The organism is Paenibacillus sp. FSL R7-0273 (assembly GCF_000758625.1).
In the GTDB taxonomy this organism is placed as follows: Bacteria; Bacillota; Bacilli; order Paenibacillales; family Paenibacillaceae; genus Paenibacillus_AQ.
Map to the genome: position 1 here is coordinate 3,997,617 of NZ_CP009283.1, position 23,316 is coordinate 4,020,932.

A 23,316-nucleotide genomic window follows, 5' to 3' on the forward strand; every position below is an offset into this window, starting at 1 on the left:
ACTTAAGTTCGCGTGACTATTATTAGCGTTTAAACTATGAATCATCCGTTCTTTTAAAGGCAAATAAAAGCGGCAGCCAAGGATATCATTATCCTTGGCTGCCGCCTGTTGGGCCTGCAATCAGCGTTATCTTATTCTGCCGGCTTCCATTGCTTCAGAACATTTCTAAGGCCCGGAACATCCAGCCCGTCCAGGGAAAAGGCCTTGCGCAGCAGATCATGCGGGATGAATTCATCATATTTGCCGAGGTACGGGGCCTCATCCTTGCTGAGCAAGGACAGCGGGTCGGATGCAGCGGCAGTCTCGGCCAGGATCTCCGCCTCCAGCGTCTCCGCATCCGCCTTGCCGGCTACGACCATGTAATAGGGCTCCATCGGCACAACGGAGCGCAGGCCGAGCCTGCCCTTGAGGTTGTTCTTCAGCAGACGTTCCAGTGTGCGGAACTGCCTGCTGCCCGCCCAGGGCAGAATAAAGATCGAATCGCCCCCGGCCGGCAGCACCTCGCGGGTCAGCAGCCCGCTCTCCTTTGCCAGCCGGCGCGCCCGCTCCAGCCTGGCGGCAGCACTTGGCGCAAGGTACGGATATATCGCTGTCGAGCCCAGCACTTCACGGATCTTGGTCATGATGCGGGTATGCACATCACCCCCGGCGCCAAGCCATAGGGTGTCTACCTTGCCTCGCGAGCTTTTGACATAGACCGCCTTATGGCGGTTGTCGACCTCTTCGATCTTCCACAGCTTGCCCGCCAGCGTGAAGCAGTAGCCCGGCGGCGGCACCGTGGTAATGGAGCCGATCTCCTCGGTGCCGTTATACACGACATGCTCCTCATCGTCCTTGAACACCGCGTAGAAGCGGAAGTTGTTCACAATCTTCTCGCCGGCCAGGCCGATCAGCACCGTGCCCTCATCCATCCTCTCGATATGGCCCATCGCGATCATGTATTCCATAAAAGCATCATAGTCCGCCGGATCAATCCCGCGGAAGGAAGGGAGGGTCAATACCGCCTCCTTCAATTCCTCCGGCTCGGCTTCGCCCATGCTCTTGAGGATGCTCATCGTCTGATGATAGAGCAGACCTACCGGCAGCTGCCGTACGTTCAGCGGCTCGACCCATTTCTCGCGCACGTACAGCTCGATGACGGCAATGGCCCGCAGCAGCGTCCACGGCATCCGCGCGGGAAGCTGCGCCTCCTCGTCCTCCTCCTCGGGCGTGACGAAGATCATCTCGGACGCGGCATCGCCGCGCCGTCCGGACCGCCCCAGCCGCTGCACGAAGCTCGCGCAGCTGTAAGGCGCGCCGAGCTGCAGCACGCGCTCCAGCTCGCCAAGGTCAATGCCCAGCTCCAGCGTCAGCGTCGCTGCGGCAACGGCAGGGCCGGAGCCCTCGCGGAGCGCGGCCTCCGTCTCCTCGCGCAGCATCGCCGATATGCTGCCGTGGTGCACATGGAACACGTCGCGCTCCCCGCGCTTCGCGGCCACCCGCCGCATCTCGAGGATGGTCTCCTCCGCATCCGTGCGGCTGTTCGTGAAGACCAGCGCCTTCTTCAGATGCGTATGGTCGTAGATGAACCCGTAATAGGCCTGGCGCGCCTGCTCCAGCCGCTCGGCCTGCACCTCGTCCCGCGCATCCGGGAACGAGAAATGCTCCACGCTCAGCCGGAGCTTGCGCCCGCCCTGCGGCGCGGACACCTCTACGCTCTCGCGCGTGCCGGCGGCCAGCCACTCCGTCACGGAGGCATAGTCGCTGAGCGTAGCGGAGAGCCCGATCCGCCGCGGATGGCAGCCGGCCATCCGCGAGATCCGCGCCAGCTGGCTGAGCACCTGGATGCCGCGGTCCGCGCCCATAAACGCATGCACTTCATCGACGATGATGAAGCGCAGATCATGGAACAGGGCCGGAATGGCATTCGGCCGGTTCATCAGCAGGCCTTCCAGCGACTCCGGAGTAATCTGGAGGACGCCGGAGGGCTTCTGCATCAGCCTGGTTTTGTCCGCCTGCGGCACGTCGCCGTGCCAGTGCCAGACCGGGATATTGCCTTCGCGCAGCAAATCATTTAACCGTGTGAACTGATCATTAATCAGCGCCTTGAGCGGCGCGATATAGAGGATGCCCACGGAGTCGGACGGCCGCTCATACAGCTCGGTCAGCGCCGGAAAAAAAGCCGCCTCCGTCTTCCCCGAAGCCGTTCCGGAGGCGATCAGCAGATGATGCGGCGTGTCGAACAGCACGCGGCAGGCATCCACCTGGGCCTCGCGCAGCGTCTCCCAGCGGTTCTTGTAGATGAACTCTTTAATAAAGGGAGCAAGCCTGTAGAACGGGTTGCTGCTCATAGGTCAAACTCCGCCAGCAGGCCGTCCAGCTCATTCTCACCGTCTGCATCCGGTTTAATCGTCCGCTCCCCGACCAGCTTCTCAAAGGACAGCTCAGGATGCTGGCTCAGCGTGTGCAGCAGATCCATAAAATCACGCACAATTTCGCGCGGGGTCAGCAGCTCGTCCGCCCCCAGCCGGCCCACTGCTTCCTCCATGAAATGCACCAGCTGCTCCTGGGTCAGTCTTGCCTCATAGCCGTAGTGGAGGGCATGAATGTCCCGCAGCTTCTGCAGCAGCACCAGAATCTCTTCATGCGAGAGCATCTCCAGCGCAATGATCGGCCCGGTAAAATTATTAAGCCCCGCTGCACCGTAACGCCCTGCCACCAGCCGGGAACGTAGGGCTTCGTAGCTGAACAGGCCGCGCCGTCCGTCTTCAACGAACTGCGGCGTACCGCCGATGAAGATACCCAGTCGCTCCGCCTTGCCCTGCATCGTATCATTGAACATGGTCAGCAGCTTCTCATAATTGCTCTGCCGGGAGATGCTGTTAGTGATTTTGTATAGATTCACACCTTCATCAATGAACAGCAGCAATCCTTTGTAACCGATCGCCCCGGTGAACTCCGCCCAGAGCTTCATATAATCGTACCAGTTATCGTCGTCAATAATGACACCGACACCCAGCGCCTTGCGCGCCTCTGTCCGGGTAGCGAATTCGCCCCGCAGCCAGCGCAGCGCATCCTGCTTGAGCTCGTCCTCGGCCAGCTTATGGCCGTTCCAGTAAGAGGCCAGCACCTTGGCAAAATCAAAGCCGTGCACCAGCCCGCGCATACCGGATGCGACCGTATAAATACGCTGCTCCACTTCCTCTGCCAGCTGCGGGTCGTCCGGAGTAAGACCCTTCTCCTGCAGCACAGCCTGCTGAAGACCCATAATCCATTTCTGCAGCATGATCTCCAGCGCTCCCCCGTCCGGACGGGTGCGGGTCGACAAATGGCTCATCAGCTCCCGGTAGGTTGCCAGCCCCTGTCCTTTCGTTCCCACCAGCCTGCGCTCAGGCGACAGGTCGGCATCGGCGACCACAAAGTCACGGTCCATCGCATAGTTGCGGATAATCTGCAGCAAAAAGCTTTTACCGCTGCCGAACTTGCCGGTAATTAGCTTGAAGGCAGCGCCGCCGTCTGCGATATTCTCCATATCCCGGAGAATCGCTTCCACCTCTGGCCGTCGTCCTACAGCGATATGCTCCAGTCCGATCCGCGGCACGACTCCGGCAGTCAGGGAATTGACCAGGGCCGTTGTCATCCGCTTTGGTATTTTTAATTCACCCATTTAATCATTCACCTCATTAATTAAATACAGCAGCGGCTTCCATTCCTCAGCCAGCTCCCCGCCGTCGATCAGCAGGTCACCGAGCAGGTTCACCGCAAGCTCATTGATCTCATCATACAGCAGCTCCGCCATCGTTCCGGCTGCTGCAGCCATTATCTCAACCTGATCAAGCCCGTTATCCGCAGCCAGGGCCAGCAGCACCTGCCGGTGCAATGGAAGTAATTCTGCGCTTAGCTCCACCCATTCTGCAGGAACACCGGCAGATGTCAGTACAGCAGCTTCTTCTTCAGCAGCAGTATTGTCCTCAAGCGGCTGGCCGTAATCCTGTTCCAAGCTTATCTTGTCTTCTATTAGAATTTGCTCCTGTTCCACCACCGGCTCCTCATAAGCCTCAACCGTCAACAGGCTGCGGACAACCTCGGAATCACTCTGCAGCTGCTCCAGCTTCGCCCTGTCGATCACAACCGCCGGCCCCTTGGCCTCCTGCTCCGCTTTGCGGAATTCCCGCTGCAGATATTTGGTGATCAGCTCGTCCATGTCCGGGTCAATCCTTATATCCTTCAGCCGTCCGCGGAAGCCCGTCAGCTCCCGCAGCTTGTTCTCGGTCAGCCGGAACAGGCGGGTAATCAGGCTGCGCAGCGGCAGCAGCTTGCTGATCCGTACGACAGGCACAAGTACGGAATAGCCGTAACGTGAGATATCATAAACAGCACTGCGGAACAAATAGCGCTCCCGCATGACCGGAGGACCCGGAGGGAATTTTTCAATCAGACGTGCGCCGTGCTTTCTCGCGACATAGGCATCGATTAAGGCTACTACCTGCGGTATGTAGCGTTCAGCCGCTTCTTTTCCTTCACCGGCATAGAACTTGGACTTGCTGATATCATAATCGGACATCACAGTCAGAACCTCAAAGGTCAGCTGCTCCGGGGCGGAGCTGAGACAGCGCAGCAGCTCGATTTCCGCCAGATCGCCGGACAGCCCGCGAGTGCGCGCAACAATTAGCGACAGCGGAACATCCAGCTTGTGCACAAAGGAGAAATCCGCCATCCAGCTGCCGAGATACTGGTCCAGCCGTTTATATTGGGCCCGGTAAGCTTCCCAGATCAGCCCCAGCTGCCGGTAACCGTCACCCGGCTCTCGCCAGCCGATACCGTTAATCAGCTCATACACATGCAGAAAAATGTAAGACAGATCCGTTTTGGGATAGCGCCCCTGTCTTACTTCATTCCGCCAGTAGAAGTACCAGCGGCTCTGCTCAGCGGTCATATGGCTGTAGCTAGGCCAGTAGCTTTTGAACGGAACAAGCTTCGCTTCATCTGCAGTCATATCCTCCAGCTCAGCCGCCCGCAGCACGAATTCGCTCTCCGTCTCCTTCTTGGCGGAGGAAACAGATACCGGAGTGCGCGGTAACGGAGGAGCAGACTTCATCCGTGGCTCCTTTGCCGGCACATTCCACTCTTTCGGCTGATCCGCCTTCTGCATATAAGGTTCCGCTGGCGCGGACGGACTGCCCTGCTCCAGATCCCACAGCTGCAGCTGCTGCGGAGCGGCTTCGTCAGGCTGTCTGCTTTTGTCTGTCTTTTTGTTAACCGCGCCGCCGCCCGGGCTGTGTCCGGATTCCCGCGGAGGAACCGCCATATCCTGTTCTGTACTCTCCCAGACCAGCTCTGAAAAATGCAGGCCCTCCCTGTCTCTCGCCATCCGTAATCTCCCCACTCGTCTGCCATAGTAATTTCAACATTATATCATATACCTCGTCTGCCTGATGCAGCATATACCGGCATCCAAACGCTCCAGGGACACAGGTCTATTCGTTTTGTTATGTTTTCATAAAAAAAGACCCTGAGCGCCCTGCACCTCAAGATCTTATGATAGGCATTTGCCCCTAACGGGCATAATCAGGTTCCGGCATAGAAACGGGCTGAGGATTGGCAAGTACCCATTGTACCGCGAGCTCGCTTAATCTGGAAGGCTGCTCATTGCCGGCGATATTATGGAAACGTCTGGCGATTGAAGAGGCCTCCTCCAGAAGTCCAGGTTCTAAAGGTGCTCCTGTGCCCAAGTAACGGACCAGTGCATCCAGCATTTTACGGTAATCGGCATCCCAGTTTCCTCCGCCGTTATTAAGTATTTCATAAGACACACGGCCTGTGATTCGGATGACCTCTCCCTGCAGCGTCTGGGCGTGCCCTGAAGCGGGGACAAGTAAATCCCACAGCTCCTGGTGCTGTAGCGGCCATGCCTCTGCTTTTACCTTAATAAAGGAGGTTCCATCATGTTTGTCCAATCTTGCTACAGGCTCGACATCAAATTGCCGGTACAGCTTCATCAGTGAATGTACAGTGTGATCCAGATCCTCCTTATTGTAATTCGCTCTGACGAATTCAAAGTCCTTACCGATCCGGCATACAGATTCCTTCATCTCCGGCGTAATGGCGGCCCCGGCATCCAGCAGAACCTCCGAGATTTCCGCCATGCGGGTTATGTCGATATTACGGCATTGTAACAATGCTTTGGCAAGAGGTGTGTTTTTCCGCTTACTTTCCGCATGTACATTCGCGCCGCTGCTTACCAGCTCTCGTACCGCTGTGGTCCGGTAAGCTGCTGCTGCTGCATGCAGCGGGGTCTCATTATGGTAATCCAGAGCCTCAGCATTAGCGCCTAGTTCAAGCAGCAAGGGTACATTTCCTGACCAGGCTGCAGCCTGGGCATGAAGAGCGGTCCGCTTATAGGTATCGGCAGCGTTAATGTCAGCTCCCTGCTTCACAAGCCAGCGGACCATTTCATCCGGAATTTGCCGGAAGCTAAGGGCGGTACCTTTACTGTAGCCCCCGCGTGCATCCCATTCGCAGCGTTCAAAAACCTCTTTCAGGTCAGAGATATTATTCGTTTTGATCAGCTGGTCAAAATTAGCAGGCAATGTTAATTTCTTTTTCCCCATCTTATCTTCCTCTCCTTTATAAATAGATAAACAGCAGGCAACTTCTTGAAAACTATCCTAAAGGAGGATTCCATGGGCATTCAAACACTCCGACGGGCTGTCCCTGCGCTGCATCATCACACAAAAAACCGCCGGATCGCTCCGGCGGCACAGTCAGCTATATGGGTGTATAGGCCCTGCTCAAGTCAATTCCGTTCCCTTTGTCTCTTTACCGAGCAGCAGCACTGCAAATGCTCCGATTAATATCGTTACGAAGAACAGCATAAAAATCGTACTGATGCTAACATCCTTCCCTACCATCACACCTACCAGCAGCGGGGCAATAATGCCGCCGATCCGCCCGAAGGAGGTAGCCAGCCCCACACCGGTCGAACGGACCGCTGTCGGGTAGAGCTCAGGACTATAGGCATACATACCGCCCCAGGCCCCCAGATTGAAGAAGGACAGGCAGATTCCCGCAGCCATCAGCATCCCTTCTGTTGTGGCATTGCCGAACCAGGCGGCACTGACAGCCGTCAGCAGAAGATAGATGACGAGTACGAATTTACGGCCGTACTTCTCAATGAAATATGCGGCAGTGAAGTAGCCGGGCAGCTGGGCCAGCGTCATAATCAGCACGTACTCAAAGCTCTTGACCAGGCTGAAGCCCTTCAGCACCATGACTGTAGGAAGCCAGAGGAACATTCCATAATAGGAGAATACAACGGTAAACCAGAGAATCCACAGCATGATCGTTGACCGCCGGTATTCCGAGGACCAGACCGCTGTAATACGCTTGCCCAGCGGCACAGGCTTCTGCTTCTTCATCTCTTTGTAGCGCGGTGAATCATCGATAGCCTTGCGCAAGTACAAAGCGTATAGTGCCGGAACCGCACCTATCGCAAAAGCAACCCGCCAGCCATAGTCGGGGATGACGAAGAAAGCGATTAAAGCAGAAGCAATCCAGCCTACCGCCCAAAAGCTCTCCAGCAGAACAACAGCCCGTCCTCTCTCAGCAGCAGGCATGCTCTCGGACACCAGTGTCGAAGCTACCGGCAATTCTCCTCCCAGACCAAAGCCTGCAATGAACCGCAGCACACACAGTATGGCGAACCCTGTGGCAAATGCAGACAGGCCGCTTGCCGCAGAGAAGATTACCAGTGTCCACAGTAGAACTGATTTGCGTCCGAAGCGGTCAGCCAGCAGCCCGGCCGCCGCCGCGCCTACCGCCATTCCGACGGAATTTATACTGGTTAACAGCCCGATCTGCTCCGGACCCAGCTGCCATTCCTTGGCCAGCGCTGCAACGACAAATGATATCATCCCGACATCCATCGCATCGAACATCCAGCTTAAGCCTGCGCTCAGCAGCAGCTTGCGCTGCTTCGGATTGCGTAACAGCGTCATTTGACCCATCTTTCCAAGCCCCTCTTCCTTAATCCGGCTATGCGGTGCACCCGGAACCATTATTTACTCCTGTACATTTTAAATTTGCATGGGTCAAAAATCAAGGAATAAAGCGGCATTACAGTATTGTCTTGCCAGTGACTGAAAATAACAGGTCTGCACAGAAATTGCCGCTATCATCAGCATGTTGCGCACAGCGTCCTTCTCCGACGGGTTAAGATGCGTAAGCCTGTCCATCATTTTCTCCATCGCATCCTTCAGCGTGCTGTCCGTCTTCCAGGAATATTCGGTCCGGGCGCTGCGCTCGGCAATCCCCTGCGCCTGCAGCACTGGACTGCGCTTAATATCCTCAATCAGCTCTGCATAGCCGAAATACAGCTCCGCCGGCTCAACCAGATCATCGTCATCACGCTCAGGCGCCAGGAACAGAATCCTGAACAGCTGGCGTATGCTTTCAAAATCCAGGGCCGCCTTAAGGTCATCTATTATATATAGAAGAGCTGCCTGATTCACAGAGTATTTCCTGCCCAGCCTGGGAGAGCCCAGGTATTCCTTAAAATCGCGCTTGACCCAGTTCTGCATAGCGGTGCCTGATAAGGTGGAATATTCGATCAATTGGCCCAAGGCCGCGATGTCAGCGAGCGACAAACCGTTAATTGACGTACCTTTAATGATTTTTTGCATGATCGGCGGGATATCAGTGGACAAAAAAGCAGTGAGCGACATCCCCCTGCGTACTTCCTCCTGATGAAATTTCGCCCACGCCTCCTGCAGGATGTTCAGCGTGTTGCGTTCACTTTTTTCCGTCAGGGACAGCAAGAGAGCAGACATTTCCTTACGGCTTAATGAGAAAGCTTGCATTGATGGCACCCCTCCGCCATTTGATTTTTTAACCGAAAGTTCGTACAATGAGTTCATATGAACTCATAATATGAGTATAACCTATTTTAACGACGAGAGGGATGGTAAAGATTTTATGGGTATAGGACTCAGTTTGACGTTGGTGGCTATTTTGATTGTTTTAACCGCTTTTTTTGTAGCGACGGAATTTGCAGTGGTACGGCTTAGAGGCAGCCAGGTAAGCCAGATGGTCCTCGACGGCAAGAAGAATGCTTTGGCTGTGCAGCGGGTAGCGGCTAACCTCGACGGTTATCTCTCAGCCTGTCAGCTCGGGATTACGATTACTGCACTCGGGATCGGGGCACTCGCTGAACCGGCCTTTGAGCAGCTGATTCTGCCTCTGTTCGATATGGCGGATGTCAGCCACAGTATAAGTGAGCCTATCGCATTCGCACTGGCATTTATCATTGCCACATTCCTGCATGTTGTTGTGGGTGAGCTTGCTCCTAAGACAGCTGCCATTAACATTCCGGAAAAAATCGGTCAATTTACCTCACCGCTGATCATTTGGTTCTACAAAATTCTTTACCCTTTAATTTGGCTGATGAACGGCTCGGCCAATATGCTCGTCCGCCTGTTCGGTATGAAACCGGCCAGCGAGCACGGAGATGCGCACTCTGAAGAAGAGATCCGACTGATCCTCTCCGAGAGCTACGAGAACGGCAAGATTAACAAAGCCGAATATGGTTATGTGAACCGGATCTTTAATTTTGACGAAATGCTGGCAAAAGAAATTATGGTGCCGCGTACCGACATGATCTGCCTGTTCACTGACAACTCCCTGCAGGAGAATTTTGATATTATCCGCAGAGAGCAGTATACCCGCTTCCCGGTGGCGGACGGCAGTAAAGACAATATTATCGGGATGATCAATACGAAGCAGCTGTATCTGCAATACGACAATAATAATACTGAGTTTGATTTCAAAAAACTGATCTTGCCGCTTCTGACTGTATCTGAGGTAACTCCGGTCAAGACCCTGCTGACCCGCATGCAGATGGAACGCGTACATATCGCTCTGCTGCTTGACGAATACGGCGGAACCTCCGGTCTTATCACGATTGAAGATATTCTGGAAGAGATCGTCGGCGAAATCCGTGACGAATTCGACGGTGACGAGAGCAAAAATGTGGAGCAGCTGGATGAATCCCGCTACCTGTTCGACGGCAAGGTGTCTCTGATGGAGCTTAAACAGCGCGGCGGTATCGACCTGCATGATGATGAAGTAACCACGATCGGCGGCTGGCTGTATAGCCATATGGCTGAGCCTGCTATCGGCAAGAGCATTAATCATGAGCATATTACACTGACTGTCCGTGAAATGAACAAGAACCGGATCCGCAAGGTCGAAGTGTTTATCGGCGAGAAAGACACTGAAGGGCAATTATCGGAATAATATTATATACAATACCAAGAGGCGCTCCTGTGACGGAAGCGCCTTTATTTGTGCCTTACAGCTATGCAGATAAGCTATTCAAGAATTTTGCCCATATAATATTCGTCTATCCATTCTCCGTCTATGTATAACGACTTTTTCTTCATCCCTTCGATCTCAAAGCCGCATTTCTTATAGAGCGCAATACCCCGCTCGTTATGCGCCATAACTGTAAGCTCCAGCCTTACAAGCCCTTCGGCGCGCGCCCATGCCTCCATCTCCCGGAATAGTCCGCTGCCGATTCCCATGCCCTGGAACTGTCTGCGGATACCGATAACAATATAGGCGCTGTGCCTGATCCGTTTCAGCTCCCCGCCGCTTACCGATATGTATCCGGCAAGCTCACCGTCTGCTTCGGCACCGATCAGAATAGAATTCGCCGAATTCCCCGTGCTTTCAATTCTCTCTCTGACTTGCTGCACACTTGTCTGCCGTTCCTCCGGCTCCAGCAGCATAAATGCCGTCTCCTCATCCAAGGAGTGCTGCAGGCTGAGCAGGCTGCCGGCATCATCCGGAACAAGCTCTCTGTATATTAAACGCATTATAAAATCCTCCGTTACAATTCAGGTTATTGGTTTACTTAATCCAGGTACTTCTTAAACAGCCGGCTGCCCCCGCCGTCATAGCCCAGATGTTCATAAAAACGGTGGGCGTCTGCCCTGCGGGCATTGCTTGAGAGCATTACTTTTATGGCTCCCCGGCTCTTAGCCGTTTCTTCGGCATGACGCATTAGAATGGCTCCTAATCCCTGCCCGCGTACATGTGAGGCAGTCACGACACGTTCAATAACAGCGAAAGGGCGGTCGCTGCATAGCGCATCCATACACAGATGTAGATGCACCGTAGCTACGATCTCACCTTGTATCTCATAGACTAACAAAAAGCTGTCCGGATTTGTGCGGATGGCGCTAAGCCGGTCCGGAGATACCCGGATGTCGGAATGATCCGGCAGCAGCTGCCGGTATAAGGCTTCGAGCGCGCCGGCATCCTGCGGCAATGCTTCTCTGATGGCACCAAACTGATTCAGAATCGGACTTGTCACAGCAAGCATAACCTCCTCTTAGTAAACAGCACAATTTAACATAATCAAAATTATTCGACTCAATCTCCCCTTCTCCTGCCCCCTTAGTGACCGGCAGCTACTTATGCTATAATCTTGAAGGATAATTACAAGACTTCGGGGGATTGATGGTTTGGCTAATATATCACTGGGGCATTTAAAACTGACACCGCCCAAAATACTGTCTCTTGGCTTCATAGCGCTGATTGCAATCGGGACACTCCTGCTCTGCTTGCCGGCCGCTTCAACCAGTGGACGGATTTCTTTTATCGATGCCTTATTCATGGCCACGTCTGTAACCTGTGTAACCGGGCTTGCCGTAATCGATACCGGAACCCAGCTTACCGTGTTTGGCCAGATCGTCCTGCTGGTGCTGTTCCAGTTCGGGGGGCTTGGCTTTGTTACCATGGCCACATTGATTACGCTGGTGCTGAATAAAAAAATCTCCCTTAAGGAACGCCTTCTGCTTCAGGAATCAATGAATCAGAACTCTATGCAGGGCATTGTAAAGCTGATCCGCCGGGTGCTCATCTACTCCCTGGTCATTCAGCTCATCGGGGCCCTGCTGTTTTCGCTCAGGTTCCTGATGGATATGCCTGCCGGCAAGGCGCTTTATTACGGGCTCTTCCATAGCGTCTCTATCTTCAACAATGCCGGCTTTGACCTGTTCGGTGATGTTCACGGGCCGTTCAGCGGGCTTACGCGTTATGTGGAGGACCCGATAGTCAATATCACGTCCATGCTGCTGATTTTCCTCGGCGGAATCGGCTTTATCGTGTTGTCTGATATCGTTGACTTCCCGAAGCGCAAACGGCTGACTCTGCATTCCAAGGTCGTGCTTTCTGCCTCGGCAGCACTCATTCTTGTCGGCGCGGCGATCTTTTTCTGGCTGGAGCTGAATCAGGCTCTTAAACCACTGCACGCCGGCGGCAAAATTATGGCGTCCTTCCTGCAGGCCATAACCCCGCGCTCCGGCGGTGTGACAACGATTGATATTCCGCTGCTGCGCGAATCGACGCAGTTTATGATGATCCTGCTGATGTTCATCGGCGCAGCTCCGGGTTCCACCGGCGGCGGGATCAAAATCACCACCTTTGCCATCCTGGTCGTCACCGCCTACAGCAAAATCAGAGGCAAAGAGGACATCGTCATGTTCCGGCACCGGATTTCCAAAGACAATGTCTATAGAGCGATTACGATGACACTCCTCTCTCTAATGCTAATCGTTATTGCCACCATGCTGCTGTCCGTTACGGAAAGTGCTGATTTCCTGACTGTGCTGTTTGAGGCGGTATCCGCCTTCGGCACCTCCGGCATTACGATGGGCCTGACACCTGAGCTGACCACCCCGGGTAAAATACTGGTCATCATCCTGATGTTTGTCGGCCGTACCGGCCCGCTTACGCTGGCCTATGCAATTAAGCCCAAGAAGAACAAAGAGCTCTTCCGCTATCCCGAAGGCAATATTACGATCGGATAACAAAATGCGACCCTTAGCAGGCAGCTGATGCCCTAAGAGTCGCATTTTTGTTGTTATTCTGCAGGCTCCTCCTGGGTGTCCAGAGCGGCATCCAGCAGCTGGTTAAAGAAATCATCATCATTCTCCAGCAGCCCGTCCACCTCCAGGAACTGCTCCTCACTGCCCGGTTCTCCGGCAAAGCTCAGGCTGTAATCCCATTCACTGCCTCTTTTGCTGAAAAAGGTAATCTCATAAGGGGAGGTGTGCTGCTCTACGGTGAACACGGTTCTCCCGATAAAGCTCTTGTCCTCCTCACGTTTCAGCTCTGCCTTAATAATTTCCACGTTCATGCTGCTTCCTGCCTTTCTTCTGATCAATCTCACATTCACAGTATAGCATTTATATACGTTAAATTCCCTCTCTTTACGGCGCAATTGACTTTTTTCATCCGGCGGTTAATAATTTAGTACAATGCTTTACAGAAGTAAAAATAGAAAAAATATGGAGGAAAACCAATGACTGATTTTGCAGCAAAGCTGAGTAAGTATGCAGACCTTGCCGTTGAGGTTGGCGTTAACGTCCAGCCGGGCCAGACTCTGGTTGTGAATGCACCGGTTGCCGGAGCCGAATTTGTACGCCTGATTACTGCCAAAGCGTATAGCCTGGGAGCAAGTCTGGTTAAAGTGAACTGGAGCGATGAATTTGTTACCCGCCAGCAGTTCGAGCATGCCGCTCCTGAAGTCTTCACCAAAGCACCTACCTGGTTCGCCGGTGAAGTAACGGAATTTGCCGAGAACGGTGCAGCCTTCCTGAATGTAATCGCAGAGAACCCGGATGCCCTGAAGGGTATTGATCCGGAGCGGATTGCGAACTTCCAGAAGACACGCGGAGCCGCCCTCAAAAAATACCGTGAGCTGCAGATGTCTGACAAGGTCAGCTGGAGCATTGTTGCCATCCCGTCGCAGGCCTGGGCAGATAAAGTATTCCCGGATGCACCGGCTGAGGAACGCGTAGATAAGCTTTGGGAGGCTATTTTCCATACGGTACGCCTGGATCGCGAAGATCCTGTTGCCGCCTGGCAGGAGCATCTGGACACGCTGGAGCAGAAGGCTGACGTCCTTAACGCCAAGAAATACAAAAGCTTGCATTACATAGCACCGGGTACCGATCTTACAATTGAGCTGCCGAAAGGCCATCTGTGGGCACAAGGCGACAGTATTAATGCCAAGGGCCATTCCTTTGTTGCCAATATGCCAACCGAGGAAGTCTTTACAGCACCGCTTAAGACCGGAGTCAACGGAACAGTCAGAGCCACCAAGCCGCTCAGCTACGGCGGTAATATTATCGACGGCTTCTCCATCACCTTTGAGAACGGCCGTATTATCAGTGTCAGTGCCGAGCAAGGCCAGGATTCACTGGAGTATCTGATTGGTCTCGACGAAGGCGCCAAGTATCTGGGTGAGGTTGCACTCGTGCCGCACAAGTCACCTATTTCCGAATCGAACATCCTGTACTTCAACACCCTGTTTGATGAAAATGCCTCCAACCACCTTGCGATCGGTACAGCTTATGCCTTCTGTCTGGAAGGCGGTAAAGAAATGACCGAGGATGAGCTGGTTTCAAACGGCCTTAACACCAGTGTGACCCATGTTGACTTCATGATCGGCTCGTCTGAGATGGACATCTACGGAATCAATGAAGACGGTTCACAGGAGCCTGTTTTCCTGCAGGGAAACTGGGCATTTTAAACTAAACAGAGACATTTGAGGGGAGCTGGACCAATGCTGGATTTCAAGCAAAAGCTGGATAACTACGCACTGCTTGCAGTAAAAATCGGAGTCAACGTCCAACAGGGCCAAACCTTGGTTATCAATGCAGATATCGAGTCTGCAGAGCTGGTGCGTCTGATTGTACGTCAGGCCTATGAAGCAGGAGCTAAGCAGGTCAAAGTGAATTACAGCGATGAGCTGGTAACACGGGCACGATATGAGCTTGCCCCGGCCGAAAGCTTTCTGGAGCCGCCTAAGTGGCATGCGGATGAATTGGAGGATTTGGGTAAAAAGGGTGCGGCTTTCCTGAACGTAGTATCCACTAACCCGGATCTGCTGAATGGCATTGAAGCCAGCCGGATTGCCGATAATCAGCGTACAGCCGGTACAGCTATGGCTGCATACCGTGAAATGCTGATGTCCAATCAGATCAGCTGGAGCATCGTAGCCTACCCGTCGCCTTCCTGGGCGGCGAAGGTGTTCCCGGATGCCGCACCTGAAGAACAGGTTGGACTGCTGTGGGATGCAATCTTTAAGGCGGTCCGCGCCGATCAGGAGAACCCGGTTGAAGCCTGGAGCCGGCACCTTGGCGGCTTGAAGCAGCGCTGTGATATCCTGAATGAGCGGAAATACCGCAAGCTGCATTACACGGCTCCCGGCACTGATCTTACTCTTGAGCTGCCGGAAGGACATATCTGGTGTCAGGCCGGTGCGGTTAACGGCCGCGGCGTGCCGTTTCTCGCCAACATTCCGACTGAAGAGGTATTTACAGCACCGCTCAAGACCGGTGCGAACGGTACCGTCAGCAGCACCAAGCCGCTAAGCTACGGCGGTAATATTATTGACCGCTTTACTTTAACCCTTGAGAACGGAAAAGTAACCGACTTCACGGCAGAGGTAGGCTATGAAGCGCTGGCTTCCCTGCTGGCTATGGATGAAGGTGCGGCATACTTCGGTGAAGTTGCCCTGGTTCCTTACCACTCCCCGATCTCCGAGAGCGGCATTCTATACTTTACCACCCTGTATGACGAGAATGCTTCATGCCACCTGGCATTGGGAGCGGCTTACGCCTTCACGCTTCAGGATGGTATTCATATGACCAAGGATCAGCTTGCTGAGCATGGAATGAACCACAGCCTTACTCATGTGGACTTTATGATGGGTTCACCTGAGATGAACATTGACGGTATTACTGATGACGGCAAGTCAGAGCCAATCTTCCGCTCCGGAAACTGGGCATAGAATCAGTTCTGCGATACTGTTTATGCTGCAAATAGTAAGCCCCCTGCTGTGCTCGCCGAGCACAACAGGGGGCTTTTTGCTCAATTTCAACCTTTCGCTCAAAATTCGTTCACAATATCGTTGAATTTTATTCACAAATATGTCACAATACATTTAAGGATTGTATTGCTAAATATAATCCATGAATAGTAGGAGGGAACGCTATGAAAGAGTCGATGTCCCCGGAGCAGGAGCAGCCCGAAACCGGGCGCCCCAAGCTTCAGCCGCCGACGGACGCAAGCATCGTAGCCTCCAACGCAATCAAATACACAGCCTACATCATGCTTTTATTCGGATTCCTTTATTTTCTGATTGCCTATCTGGCGCCCATGCTGTAAGGCTGACTGACTATATAATCGTTTTGGTAAGCGCTTACCGGGATGTTCTGCCGGCCGTTTCCGGCCAACGGGACATCCCTCGTTTTTTATAGAGACAGCACCTTACGGATCCACACCTTGGCCTCATTCGACCACCGGGCTTCCATAGCCGTTTGCAGCCATTCTGAGGCTTCTTCACGCGATCCTCCGAAGACGTGCAGGCTGTTCTCCTTCATCCAGTGTCCGGCCGTCTCAAACGAAGTGCTGTTCCAGCCGTTGACCTCACCTTCTGCATTCAGCCGGGCTTTGACTCCTGAGATCACAATATCTGCTGTGCCCTGCAGCTCGTTCAGGGCATTATCAAATGCGGTCTTCTTCTCCTTGGCTCTCATCTCCGCCAGTGTACGAAGCTCGCGTGTCTCTATCCCCTCATTGCCGCGGATGATCTGCAGCAGCTGTACGGCCTCCCTGCTGGCCAGCCCGTTGTTGTACCGCTCTTCCAGCTCCGTCGGGCTTCCCACAGCCTTTACAAAGGCCGGGAACCATTCCCTGGAGACCAGAATGGCCTTCTTGCGGATGAACTTGCCGTAGCCCGCCAGACCTTCGCCGGGAAATCTGGCCCGCCAGGACCAAGGATCAAGCTCTGACCCGGTATGCCAATTCTCAGCCTTAGTCAGCCCGTTAAGCGAAGGATGCCCCGGAATCAGCTGGGCAAGCGGAAGAATCCCCAATCTGGATACTACCTCCGTCATTTCCTCAAAGGTGGTTACAATCGTGTGTCCTTCTGAACTGCTCATTGCCATTCCTCCTTAATATTTGCCCGCTTTACAGGCCTTGTGTGTTAATCTCCGGTTCTCATACAGCCGATTCCGGCAAGGTACGATTCAATCAGCCGGGTCAGGCTCTCGTTCAGATCCAGCGGTATTCCGAACCCGCCCTTGTTCTTCAGAGACGAGAAGCCGTGCAGAATGCTGCGCAGTCCCCGTACCGCGTGCAGCTCTCCGCTCGTGCCCAGCTCATAGCCGGACAATACCTCGATGATCAGGCGAAGTACCTCGTCACCTGCCTCCTCCAGTGCTGTATTCCCTGCTTCCGGCGCTTGTATGGTAGTTTCGTACAATCCGGGGCGCCGCTCCGCAAAAGCAACGTATGCCCTGCTCATGGAATGGATCGCCTCTCCGCCGCTTACTCCCTCCAATGAGGCTGACATCTCTGTATACAGCTGTTTAAGCCCGTATACAGCCAGCAGAGTGCGAAGCTCCTTGAGCCCGTTAACATGATTATACAGGGATGGGGAACGTACGCCCAGCTTGGCCGCAAGCAAGGCCAGCGTCACTCCTTCCATCCCGTGCTCATCCGCAAGCTCCGCAGCGGCAAGCACCAGTGTCTGTGTGTCCAATCCGGCTCTGGGAGACATTTAACGGCCTCCTTTGCCGAGGGAGTGCTGCGCTTTCCGGATCGCCTGCTCCATTTCCCCGGCGGGTTCTGTCAGCAGATTGCCATGTCCTACCGCCAGTACAGCCGGTGACAGCTCTCTGAGCTTAATGGCGCTTGCCAGCGCCTGCTCTTTATTCCAGGTTGCCATGGCCGGAAAAGGAAAGAACGGCACTACGGTGCCTGCTACAGCCGTCCTGCCGAAAGCCTGGAAGGCATCGCCGGCAATGATTGCCCTGCTGCGGCTGTCCATAAAGGACATCGATCCCGGAGTATGGCCCGGTGTGCTGATGGCCTGAAGGGAGCCGACCTGATTACCATCCTTGAGCACAACATCAGGTCTGGTCGTTAGCTTGTTAGGCACTGATCCTTTAATGGGTGTCTGCGGCTCATCCGGCCGTAACGACCGGTCTCCTCTTAAAAGGGCTGCATCCCGTTCAGATATATATACTTTCGCTGCAGGAAGCCGTCTCTTCAGCTCATCCAGCGCCCCCACATGATCTCCGTGGGCATGAGTCAGAATTATTCGTGTAATCGGTTTGTTTAGTCTGGCGGCAGTGGAAAGAATGCCGTTTACGCTAAAGGGCATGGCTGCATCAATCAGAGTCAGCTCCGTTTCTTCGACAACAAGATAACAATTTACAGGAAAAAAATTCGGCAGCCAGGTAAGCTGCACTAAATCTCCAATATGAGTAGTTCTCATAATATCCCTCCACAAAACTAATGATATTAGTTACAATATAAACTAATACCATTAGTTTTACAAGCAAAAAAAGAAGCACCCCTAAGGATGCTTCCTTTCATGCCTAACCGGACTCAGCCGAAACGGCCCATAATGTATTCCTGGGTCATCTGGTTCTCCGGATTGCTGAATACCTTCTCGGTCCTGTCATATTCCACAAGCGAACCAAGATAGAAGTAAGCCGTGTAATCCGAAATACGTGCTGCCTGCTGCATATTGTGTGTAACGATAACAATGCGCAGCTCCTCTTTGAGTTCCTTGATCAGCTCCTCCACCTTGCCTGTGGATACAGGGTCAAGTGCGGAAGCAGGCTCATCGAGCAGGAGGATTTGCGGGTTAACCGATAAGGCGCGGGCGATGCACAGACGCTGCTGCTGGCCGCCGGACAAGGCAAGCGCGGAATCCTTCAGCCGGTCCTTGACCTCATCCCACAGGGCGGCGCGGCGCAGGCTGCTCTCAACAATCTCATCCAGCGCAGCTTTACCTTTGATGCCGTGATATTTTGGACCAAAGGCGATATTGTCATAAATGGATTTGTAGAACGGATTCGGCTTCTGCCAGACCATTCCGATCTTCTGGCGCAGCTTGATAACATCTGTACCCTGAGCATTAATATCCACTCCGTCAATCCAGATGCTGCCCTTGGTTGTTGAGCCGGAAATATCGTCATTCATCCGGTTCAGCGAACGCAGAAAGGTCGATTTACCGCAGCCCGAGGGGCCGATCAACGCTGTAACTGTATTTTGGGCAAAAGGAAGGCTAATTCCCTTTACCGCTTCGTAAGTCCCGTAGAAAATGCTAAGGTTCTCTGTCTGAAATGATTCGCGCACCGCTGCCGCTGTTCCCATCTCTTACTCCTCCTGTTTATCTCTAATGAATACCTGCTAGTTTACTCTTTTGGATGCTGTCAGCTTCCGGTAGATATATCTTCCGAAGAAACGGGCCAGCAGGTTGAACAGCAGCACTGTTATTACGAGTACCGCCGAAGCTCCGGCTGCAATTTGTATCGCATCAGGTGCAAGACCCTCACTGTTAATTTTCCAGATATGAACCGCCAGCGTCTCAGCCGGACGGAACGGGTTCAGCGGTGAGTTGGAATGCAGCGGATTCCAGTCTGAGAAATTCAGACGCGGGCTGCTCATTCCGGCAGTGAACATAAGTGCTGCAGCTTCACCAAATACACGGCCTGCAGACAGGATGGTTCCGGTAATGATCGTAGGCAGAGCTACCGGGAACAGCACCGAGGTTACAATCTTCCACTTGGACAGCCCCAAGGCGAAGCCGGCTTCCTTCTGCGCTTTCGGTACTGTTCGGAAAGCCTGCTCCGTAATCCGCACCATCAGCGGCAGATTGAAGAACGTAAGGGCGATAGCGCCTGAAATCAATGAGAATCCGAGGTCAAAATAGTTCACGATCAGCAAGAGGCCGAACAGGCCGACGACGATCGAAGGGAAGGACGACAGTACTTCCACAATCAGCCGGATAAAGTTCGTAAGCTTGCCGGGACGGGCATATTCCGCCATGAAGATACCGGCGCCAAGGCCGAGCGGAACTGTAATAAGCAAGGTCAGCACGAGCAGGTAGAGCGAGTTGAACAGCTGCGGCCCTACCCCGCCGCCTGCACGGATTTTTTGTGGTGCAGAGGTTAAGAAATCCCAGCTGATATGGTTGAGCCCCCGTACCAGGATGTAACCCAAAAGGCCAATCAGTATGGCTACAATAAGCAATGCGAAAAAGACGATGAAGGTAGTGGCTATTTTGTCTGCTGTTTTCGGCTTCAAATCTTATTTCTCCTTTCGAGCATTCTTACGAGGAGGACGAATACAAACGTCATCAGCATAAGAACCAGCGCCATACTCCACAGCGCGTTATTTAACGTCGACCCCATTGTTGTGTTCCCCATGCTGAGCGTAATGACACTCGTCAGCGTGGAGGCCGATTCAAAGAGTGAGCGCGGCACGAAAGGCGCATTACCTATAACCATCTGGACAGCCAACGCTTCACCGAACGCGCGGGCCATCCCCAGCACTACGCCGGTCATGATGGCCGGCATTGTAGTCGGGAGAATGACCCGTGAGATCGTCTGCCAGCGGGTGGCACCAAGCGCAAATGAAGATTCTTTCAAATTTTGCGGCAAAGAAGAAAGCGCATCTGCAGCCACGCTTGTTATCGTCGGAAGGATCATGACCGACAGCACAAGCGCGCCTGCAGCAACCCCGATGCCCTGGCCGGGAAACGTATCCCGAAGGAATGGAACAATAACACTGAGGCCTACAAAGCCGTATACGACGGATGGAATACCGGAGAGCAGCTCAATTACCGGCTGCAGCAGCTTTTTCCCCCACCCAGGGACAATTTCAGTCATGAACAGTGCTGCACAAATACTCAGCGGGCTTGCAATCAGCGCTGCAAGCAGTGTTACCAGGAATGAACCGGAAATAAACGGCAGTGCCCCGAAGGAAGGGGTAGCTGCTTCAGGCGCCCATTTTGTCCCAAAGAGGAAATCAGTCAGGCTCACTCTGCCGCTGATAAAGTTAGCTAAACCTTTGGACGCTACGAAATAGACCATTGAAACAATGATCACGATTAGAAGCAGTACGCAAAAGGACATATAAATACGTCCAACCATGTCCTCAATATGATGTTTTTCGATCTTTTTTTTGTTTGTTTTTCCCCGCAAGATGCTCCCTCTTTCTAAAGTGAAAAGAGAGGCAGAAGAGCTCCGCCTCTAATTCACATGAAGTTCTACTGGATAATATCCTGTGTAAAGCCTTGTTTATTTCGCTGTTACGTTACCTTCAACATCACGGGAAACCTGCATTGCTGAAGCAGGAATGTAACCCAGCTCAACAACATCACCGTTCTGTACTTCATCCGTCAGCATGTAATCAAGGAATGCTTTTACAACTTCATTAGGTTCACCGTTAGTGTACATGTGCTGGTAAGCCCACACCGGATAGTCACCGCTCACTACGTTGTCTACGGAAGGTTCAACACCGTCGTAGTTAATAGTCTTAACCGTTTCATCAAGGTAGGACAGTGCCAGGTAACCGATCGCTCCCGGAGTTTCACCGATCATTTTCTTAACGGTACCGGAGGAATCCTCTTGTACAGAGCCTTGAAGGTCTTCTGTCTTCGTTCCAAGTGCGAAGGCTTCAAAGGTAGCACGTGTACCGGAGCTGCTTGGACGGTTGATGATCTGAATCGCCTGGTCGGCACCGCCAACCTCGCTCCAGTTAGTGATTTTACCAGTGAAAATGTCAACCAGCTGCTGTTTAGTCAAGCTGTCAACACCTGCATCCGGGTTGGATACTGCTGAGATTGCAACAACCGCTACCTGATGGTCAACGAGTGCTTCCGCTTTTGCAGCATCGGCATCCTTCAATTTCTCTTCTGCGAATACGTCAGAGTTACCGATATCTACCTGGCCTTCAGAAACCTGGGTAAGACCGGTACCGCTGCCGCCGCCCTGAACCTGAATATCAACGCCGCTGTTAGCATCCATGAAGCTTTCAGCTGCCAGTTCAACCAATGGTTGTAATGCTGTAGAGCCTGAAGCCAGAATCGATCCGCTTAAATCTGCACCACTGCTGCTTTCTGTAGGTGTGTTTGTCGCAGCTGCGTTATTGCCCCCGTTATTAGTTGCCGCATTATTGCTGTTACCGCATGCCGAAAGTGCTACTACGCTTGTTAGTGCCAGAGCCATGATCCACGATTTTCTGAATTGCATTGATTTTGTTCCTCCTAAAGTTTGTGTTTTAGTGCACCATTGAATCTGCTTCTACAAAACTCACTTTGGAAGCTTCCTCTATGTTGTCTCTCCGCTTTACTCTTCTTATTCTAGAGCTCGTTCGTTAGAGAAAAGTCTTCGTTTTGTAAAGCGAAAGATAAAAATACTAATAGAAAATGTATATTGTTATAGATATAATCTATATTAGATAGATAAAGTAACATCTGTTCACCATTTAAGCGGAGGAAAGTCATGAATATAACCAAACTGCAAATCGTAGTCCTGATCGAAAAATATAAAAAAGTTACAGATGTCGCCGCCGAGCTCGGCCTTAAGCAGCCCACCGTGTCCTTTCATATGAAAAGCCTGGAGACAGAGCTCGGGACCTCCCTGTTCCAATACCGCAGCGGCAGAGTTTTGTTAACGGAGGCCGGACGGGCGCTTTACCAGTATGCAGTGCGGATTGTATCGCTTGCTGTAGAGGCCGAGCGCAGTGTCAAACAATTTTCTTCCCTCACTTCCGGGAACCTGGAGCTGGAAGCTTCCTATATACCTGGTACATATACTTTGCCAAAAATACTCTCCCGATTCATTCACCTTCATCCCGGGATCGATGTCACAATGAACGTACACAATGACGCTTCACTCAGGGAGCGGCTGCGCAGCCGGGATATTCAGCTGGCAGTGCTTCATATGACGGACAATGACAATGAAGCCTTTCAGACACAGGATATCGCAGCGGATGAGACGGTGCTCATATTCGCGCCGGATCATCCCTTGGCGCAGGAAGCAGTGCTGACGCCAGAGCTTGTAGCACTTGAGCCCTGGATTCAGCATGAGCAGGCCTCATATCTGGCTAATGCAGCGGACAGCTGGGCGCAGGCCAATACTGTACGGCTGTGGAATCATGCTGTTGTAAACTCCCCTGAAGCCTATAAAGGGATGGTCATGGAGGGCGGAACCATAGGCATATTCTCCAAAGCCGGCATCACCGCAGAGCTGGCTTTAGGCAGCCTGCACTGCGCCCCGCTTCCCGGCATTAAGCCGGCAGCTACGCGTTTTGCAATCGCCTGGCGCAAGGATCAGGCATTAACGCCACTGCAGCAGGCTTTTTTAGATACGGCATCAGGTATAAATTAAATCATCAGGTTAATATTTAATAGCATTAATAAAATAGATAACAAAAAACGGACTGTTCCGTCAGCTTTCAGAA

General features: G+C 52.9%; 22 protein-coding genes. 6 read left to right on the forward strand and 16 right to left on the reverse strand.

Translation table 11 applies throughout. The annotated features are described in order from the left end of the window. Positions 1–131 precede the first annotated feature (131 nt). From R70723_RS16860 to R70723_RS16885, 6 genes are all read right to left on the reverse strand, one after another. Positions 132–2,330: a DEAD/DEAH box helicase gene (locus R70723_RS16860; protein ID WP_039873597.1), complete on the reverse strand. Its 2,199-nt coding sequence runs from the start codon at positions 2,328–2,330 to the stop codon at positions 132–134. Beyond that, positions 2,327–3,646 (reverse strand): ATP-binding protein, encoded by a 1,320-nt coding sequence (locus R70723_RS16865; protein ID WP_039873598.1) that lies wholly within the window; start codon positions 3,644–3,646, stop codon positions 2,327–2,329. The genes R70723_RS16860 and R70723_RS16865 overlap by 4 nt, the downstream gene beginning before the upstream one ends. Next, positions 3,647–5,350, reverse strand: a complete 1,704-nt coding sequence (locus R70723_RS32140; RefSeq protein ID WP_052421358.1) for a TerB N-terminal domain-containing protein — start codon at positions 5,348–5,350, stop codon at positions 3,647–3,649. Between the two features lie 184 nt (positions 5,351–5,534). After that, positions 5,535–6,590: an ankyrin repeat domain-containing protein gene (locus tag R70723_RS16875; protein ID WP_039873600.1), complete on the reverse strand. Its 1,056-nt coding sequence runs from the start codon at positions 6,588–6,590 to the stop codon at positions 5,535–5,537. Between the two features lie 180 nt (positions 6,591–6,770). Continuing rightward, on the reverse strand, positions 6,771–7,985 hold the full coding sequence (locus R70723_RS16880; protein WP_039878914.1) for an MFS transporter: 1,215 nt from the start codon (positions 7,983–7,985) through the stop codon (positions 6,771–6,773). Between the two features lie 84 nt (positions 7,986–8,069). Further along, on the reverse strand, positions 8,070–8,837 hold the full coding sequence (locus R70723_RS16885; RefSeq protein WP_039873602.1) for a DUF1836 domain-containing protein: 768 nt from the start codon (positions 8,835–8,837) through the stop codon (positions 8,070–8,072). Positions 8,838–8,952: 115 nt separating this feature from the next. On the opposite strand from R70723_RS16885, the gene R70723_RS16890 reads away from it, so the two are divergent. Next, the gene (locus R70723_RS16890) at positions 8,953–10,272 is read left to right on the forward strand and encodes a hemolysin family protein (protein WP_039873604.1); all 1,320 of its coding nucleotides are present in this window, start codon (positions 8,953–8,955) and stop codon (positions 10,270–10,272) included. 74 nt (positions 10,273–10,346) lie between these two features. Here R70723_RS16890 and R70723_RS16895 read toward each other — a convergent pair whose 3' ends face one another. Together R70723_RS16895 and R70723_RS16900 are read right to left on the reverse strand one after the other, a co-directional pair. After that, positions 10,347–10,853, reverse strand: coding sequence for a GNAT family N-acetyltransferase (locus R70723_RS16895; RefSeq protein ID WP_052421359.1), 507 nt, complete (start codon positions 10,851–10,853; stop codon positions 10,347–10,349). 38 nt (positions 10,854–10,891) lie between these two features. Beyond that, positions 10,892–11,353, reverse strand: coding sequence for a GNAT family N-acetyltransferase (locus R70723_RS16900; protein WP_231574741.1), 462 nt, complete (start codon positions 11,351–11,353; stop codon positions 10,892–10,894). A 151-nt stretch (positions 11,354–11,504) separates the two neighbouring features. Between R70723_RS16900 and R70723_RS16905 the strand changes: the two genes are divergently transcribed. After that, positions 11,505–12,851 carry a TrkH family potassium uptake protein gene (locus tag R70723_RS16905; RefSeq protein ID WP_039873605.1) on the forward strand — a complete coding sequence of 449 codons (1,347 nt, stop codon included), beginning with the start codon at positions 11,505–11,507 and terminating at the stop codon, positions 12,849–12,851. A 53-nt stretch (positions 12,852–12,904) separates the two neighbouring features. On the opposite strand, the gene R70723_RS16910 is transcribed toward R70723_RS16905, so the two are convergent. After that, positions 12,905–13,180, reverse strand: a complete 276-nt coding sequence (locus tag R70723_RS16910; RefSeq protein ID WP_039878919.1) for a hypothetical protein — start codon at positions 13,178–13,180, stop codon at positions 12,905–12,907. A gap of 165 nt (positions 13,181–13,345) precedes the next feature. Here R70723_RS16910 and R70723_RS16915 point away from each other — a divergent pair, with 165 nt between their 5' ends. The 3 genes from R70723_RS16915 (at position 13,346) to R70723_RS33445 (ending at position 16,218) form a co-directional block, all read left to right on the forward strand. Further along, entirely contained in the window at positions 13,346–14,578 is a 1,233-nt protein-coding gene (locus tag R70723_RS16915) for an aminopeptidase (protein ID WP_039873607.1), read from the forward strand. A 33-nt stretch (positions 14,579–14,611) separates the two neighbouring features. Further along, a complete protein-coding gene (locus tag R70723_RS16920) occupies positions 14,612–15,841 on the forward strand; it encodes an aminopeptidase (protein WP_039873609.1) in 1,230 nt (409 codons plus the stop codon). A 203-nt stretch (positions 15,842–16,044) separates the two neighbouring features. Next, the gene (locus tag R70723_RS33445; protein ID WP_156123824.1) at positions 16,045–16,218 is read left to right on the forward strand and encodes a hypothetical protein; all 174 of its coding nucleotides are present in this window, start codon (positions 16,045–16,047) and stop codon (positions 16,216–16,218) included. 86 nt (positions 16,219–16,304) lie between these two features. Here R70723_RS33445 and R70723_RS16925 read toward each other — a convergent pair whose 3' ends face one another. The 7 genes from R70723_RS16925 to R70723_RS16955 form a co-directional block, all read right to left on the reverse strand. Beyond that, positions 16,305–16,994, reverse strand: a complete 690-nt coding sequence (locus R70723_RS16925) for an AlkZ-related protein (protein WP_039873610.1) — start codon at positions 16,992–16,994, stop codon at positions 16,305–16,307. A 44-nt stretch (positions 16,995–17,038) separates the two neighbouring features. Then, positions 17,039–17,614, reverse strand: coding sequence for a TetR/AcrR family transcriptional regulator (locus R70723_RS16930; RefSeq protein ID WP_039873612.1), 576 nt, complete (start codon positions 17,612–17,614; stop codon positions 17,039–17,041). Further along, positions 17,615–18,334: an MBL fold metallo-hydrolase gene (locus R70723_RS16935; RefSeq protein WP_039873614.1), complete on the reverse strand. Its 720-nt coding sequence runs from the start codon at positions 18,332–18,334 to the stop codon at positions 17,615–17,617. 113 nt (positions 18,335–18,447) lie between these two features. Then, complete coding sequence (gene pstB, locus R70723_RS16940; protein WP_039873616.1) at positions 18,448–19,221, reverse strand: phosphate ABC transporter ATP-binding protein PstB; 774 nt, start codon at positions 19,219–19,221, stop codon at positions 18,448–18,450. A gap of 36 nt (positions 19,222–19,257) precedes the next feature. Then, the gene (gene pstA / locus R70723_RS16945) at positions 19,258–20,154 is read right to left on the reverse strand and encodes a phosphate ABC transporter permease PstA (RefSeq protein WP_039873618.1); all 897 of its coding nucleotides are present in this window, start codon (positions 20,152–20,154) and stop codon (positions 19,258–19,260) included. Beyond that, positions 20,151–21,002: a phosphate ABC transporter permease subunit PstC gene (gene pstC, locus R70723_RS16950; RefSeq protein WP_231574929.1), complete on the reverse strand. Its 852-nt coding sequence runs from the start codon at positions 21,000–21,002 to the stop codon at positions 20,151–20,153. Before pstC ends, pstA begins: the two co-directional genes overlap by 4 nt. 147 nt (positions 21,003–21,149) lie before the next feature. Further along, the gene (locus R70723_RS16955) at positions 21,150–22,103 is read right to left on the reverse strand and encodes a phosphate ABC transporter substrate-binding protein PstS family protein (protein ID WP_039873622.1); all 954 of its coding nucleotides are present in this window, start codon (positions 22,101–22,103) and stop codon (positions 21,150–21,152) included. 252 nt (positions 22,104–22,355) lie between these two features. On the opposite strand from R70723_RS16955, the gene R70723_RS16960 reads away from it, so the two are divergent. Then, on the forward strand, positions 22,356–23,243 hold the full coding sequence (locus tag R70723_RS16960) for a LysR family transcriptional regulator (RefSeq protein WP_052421360.1): 888 nt from the start codon (positions 22,356–22,358) through the stop codon (positions 23,241–23,243). Positions 23,244–23,316 lie beyond the last annotated feature (73 nt).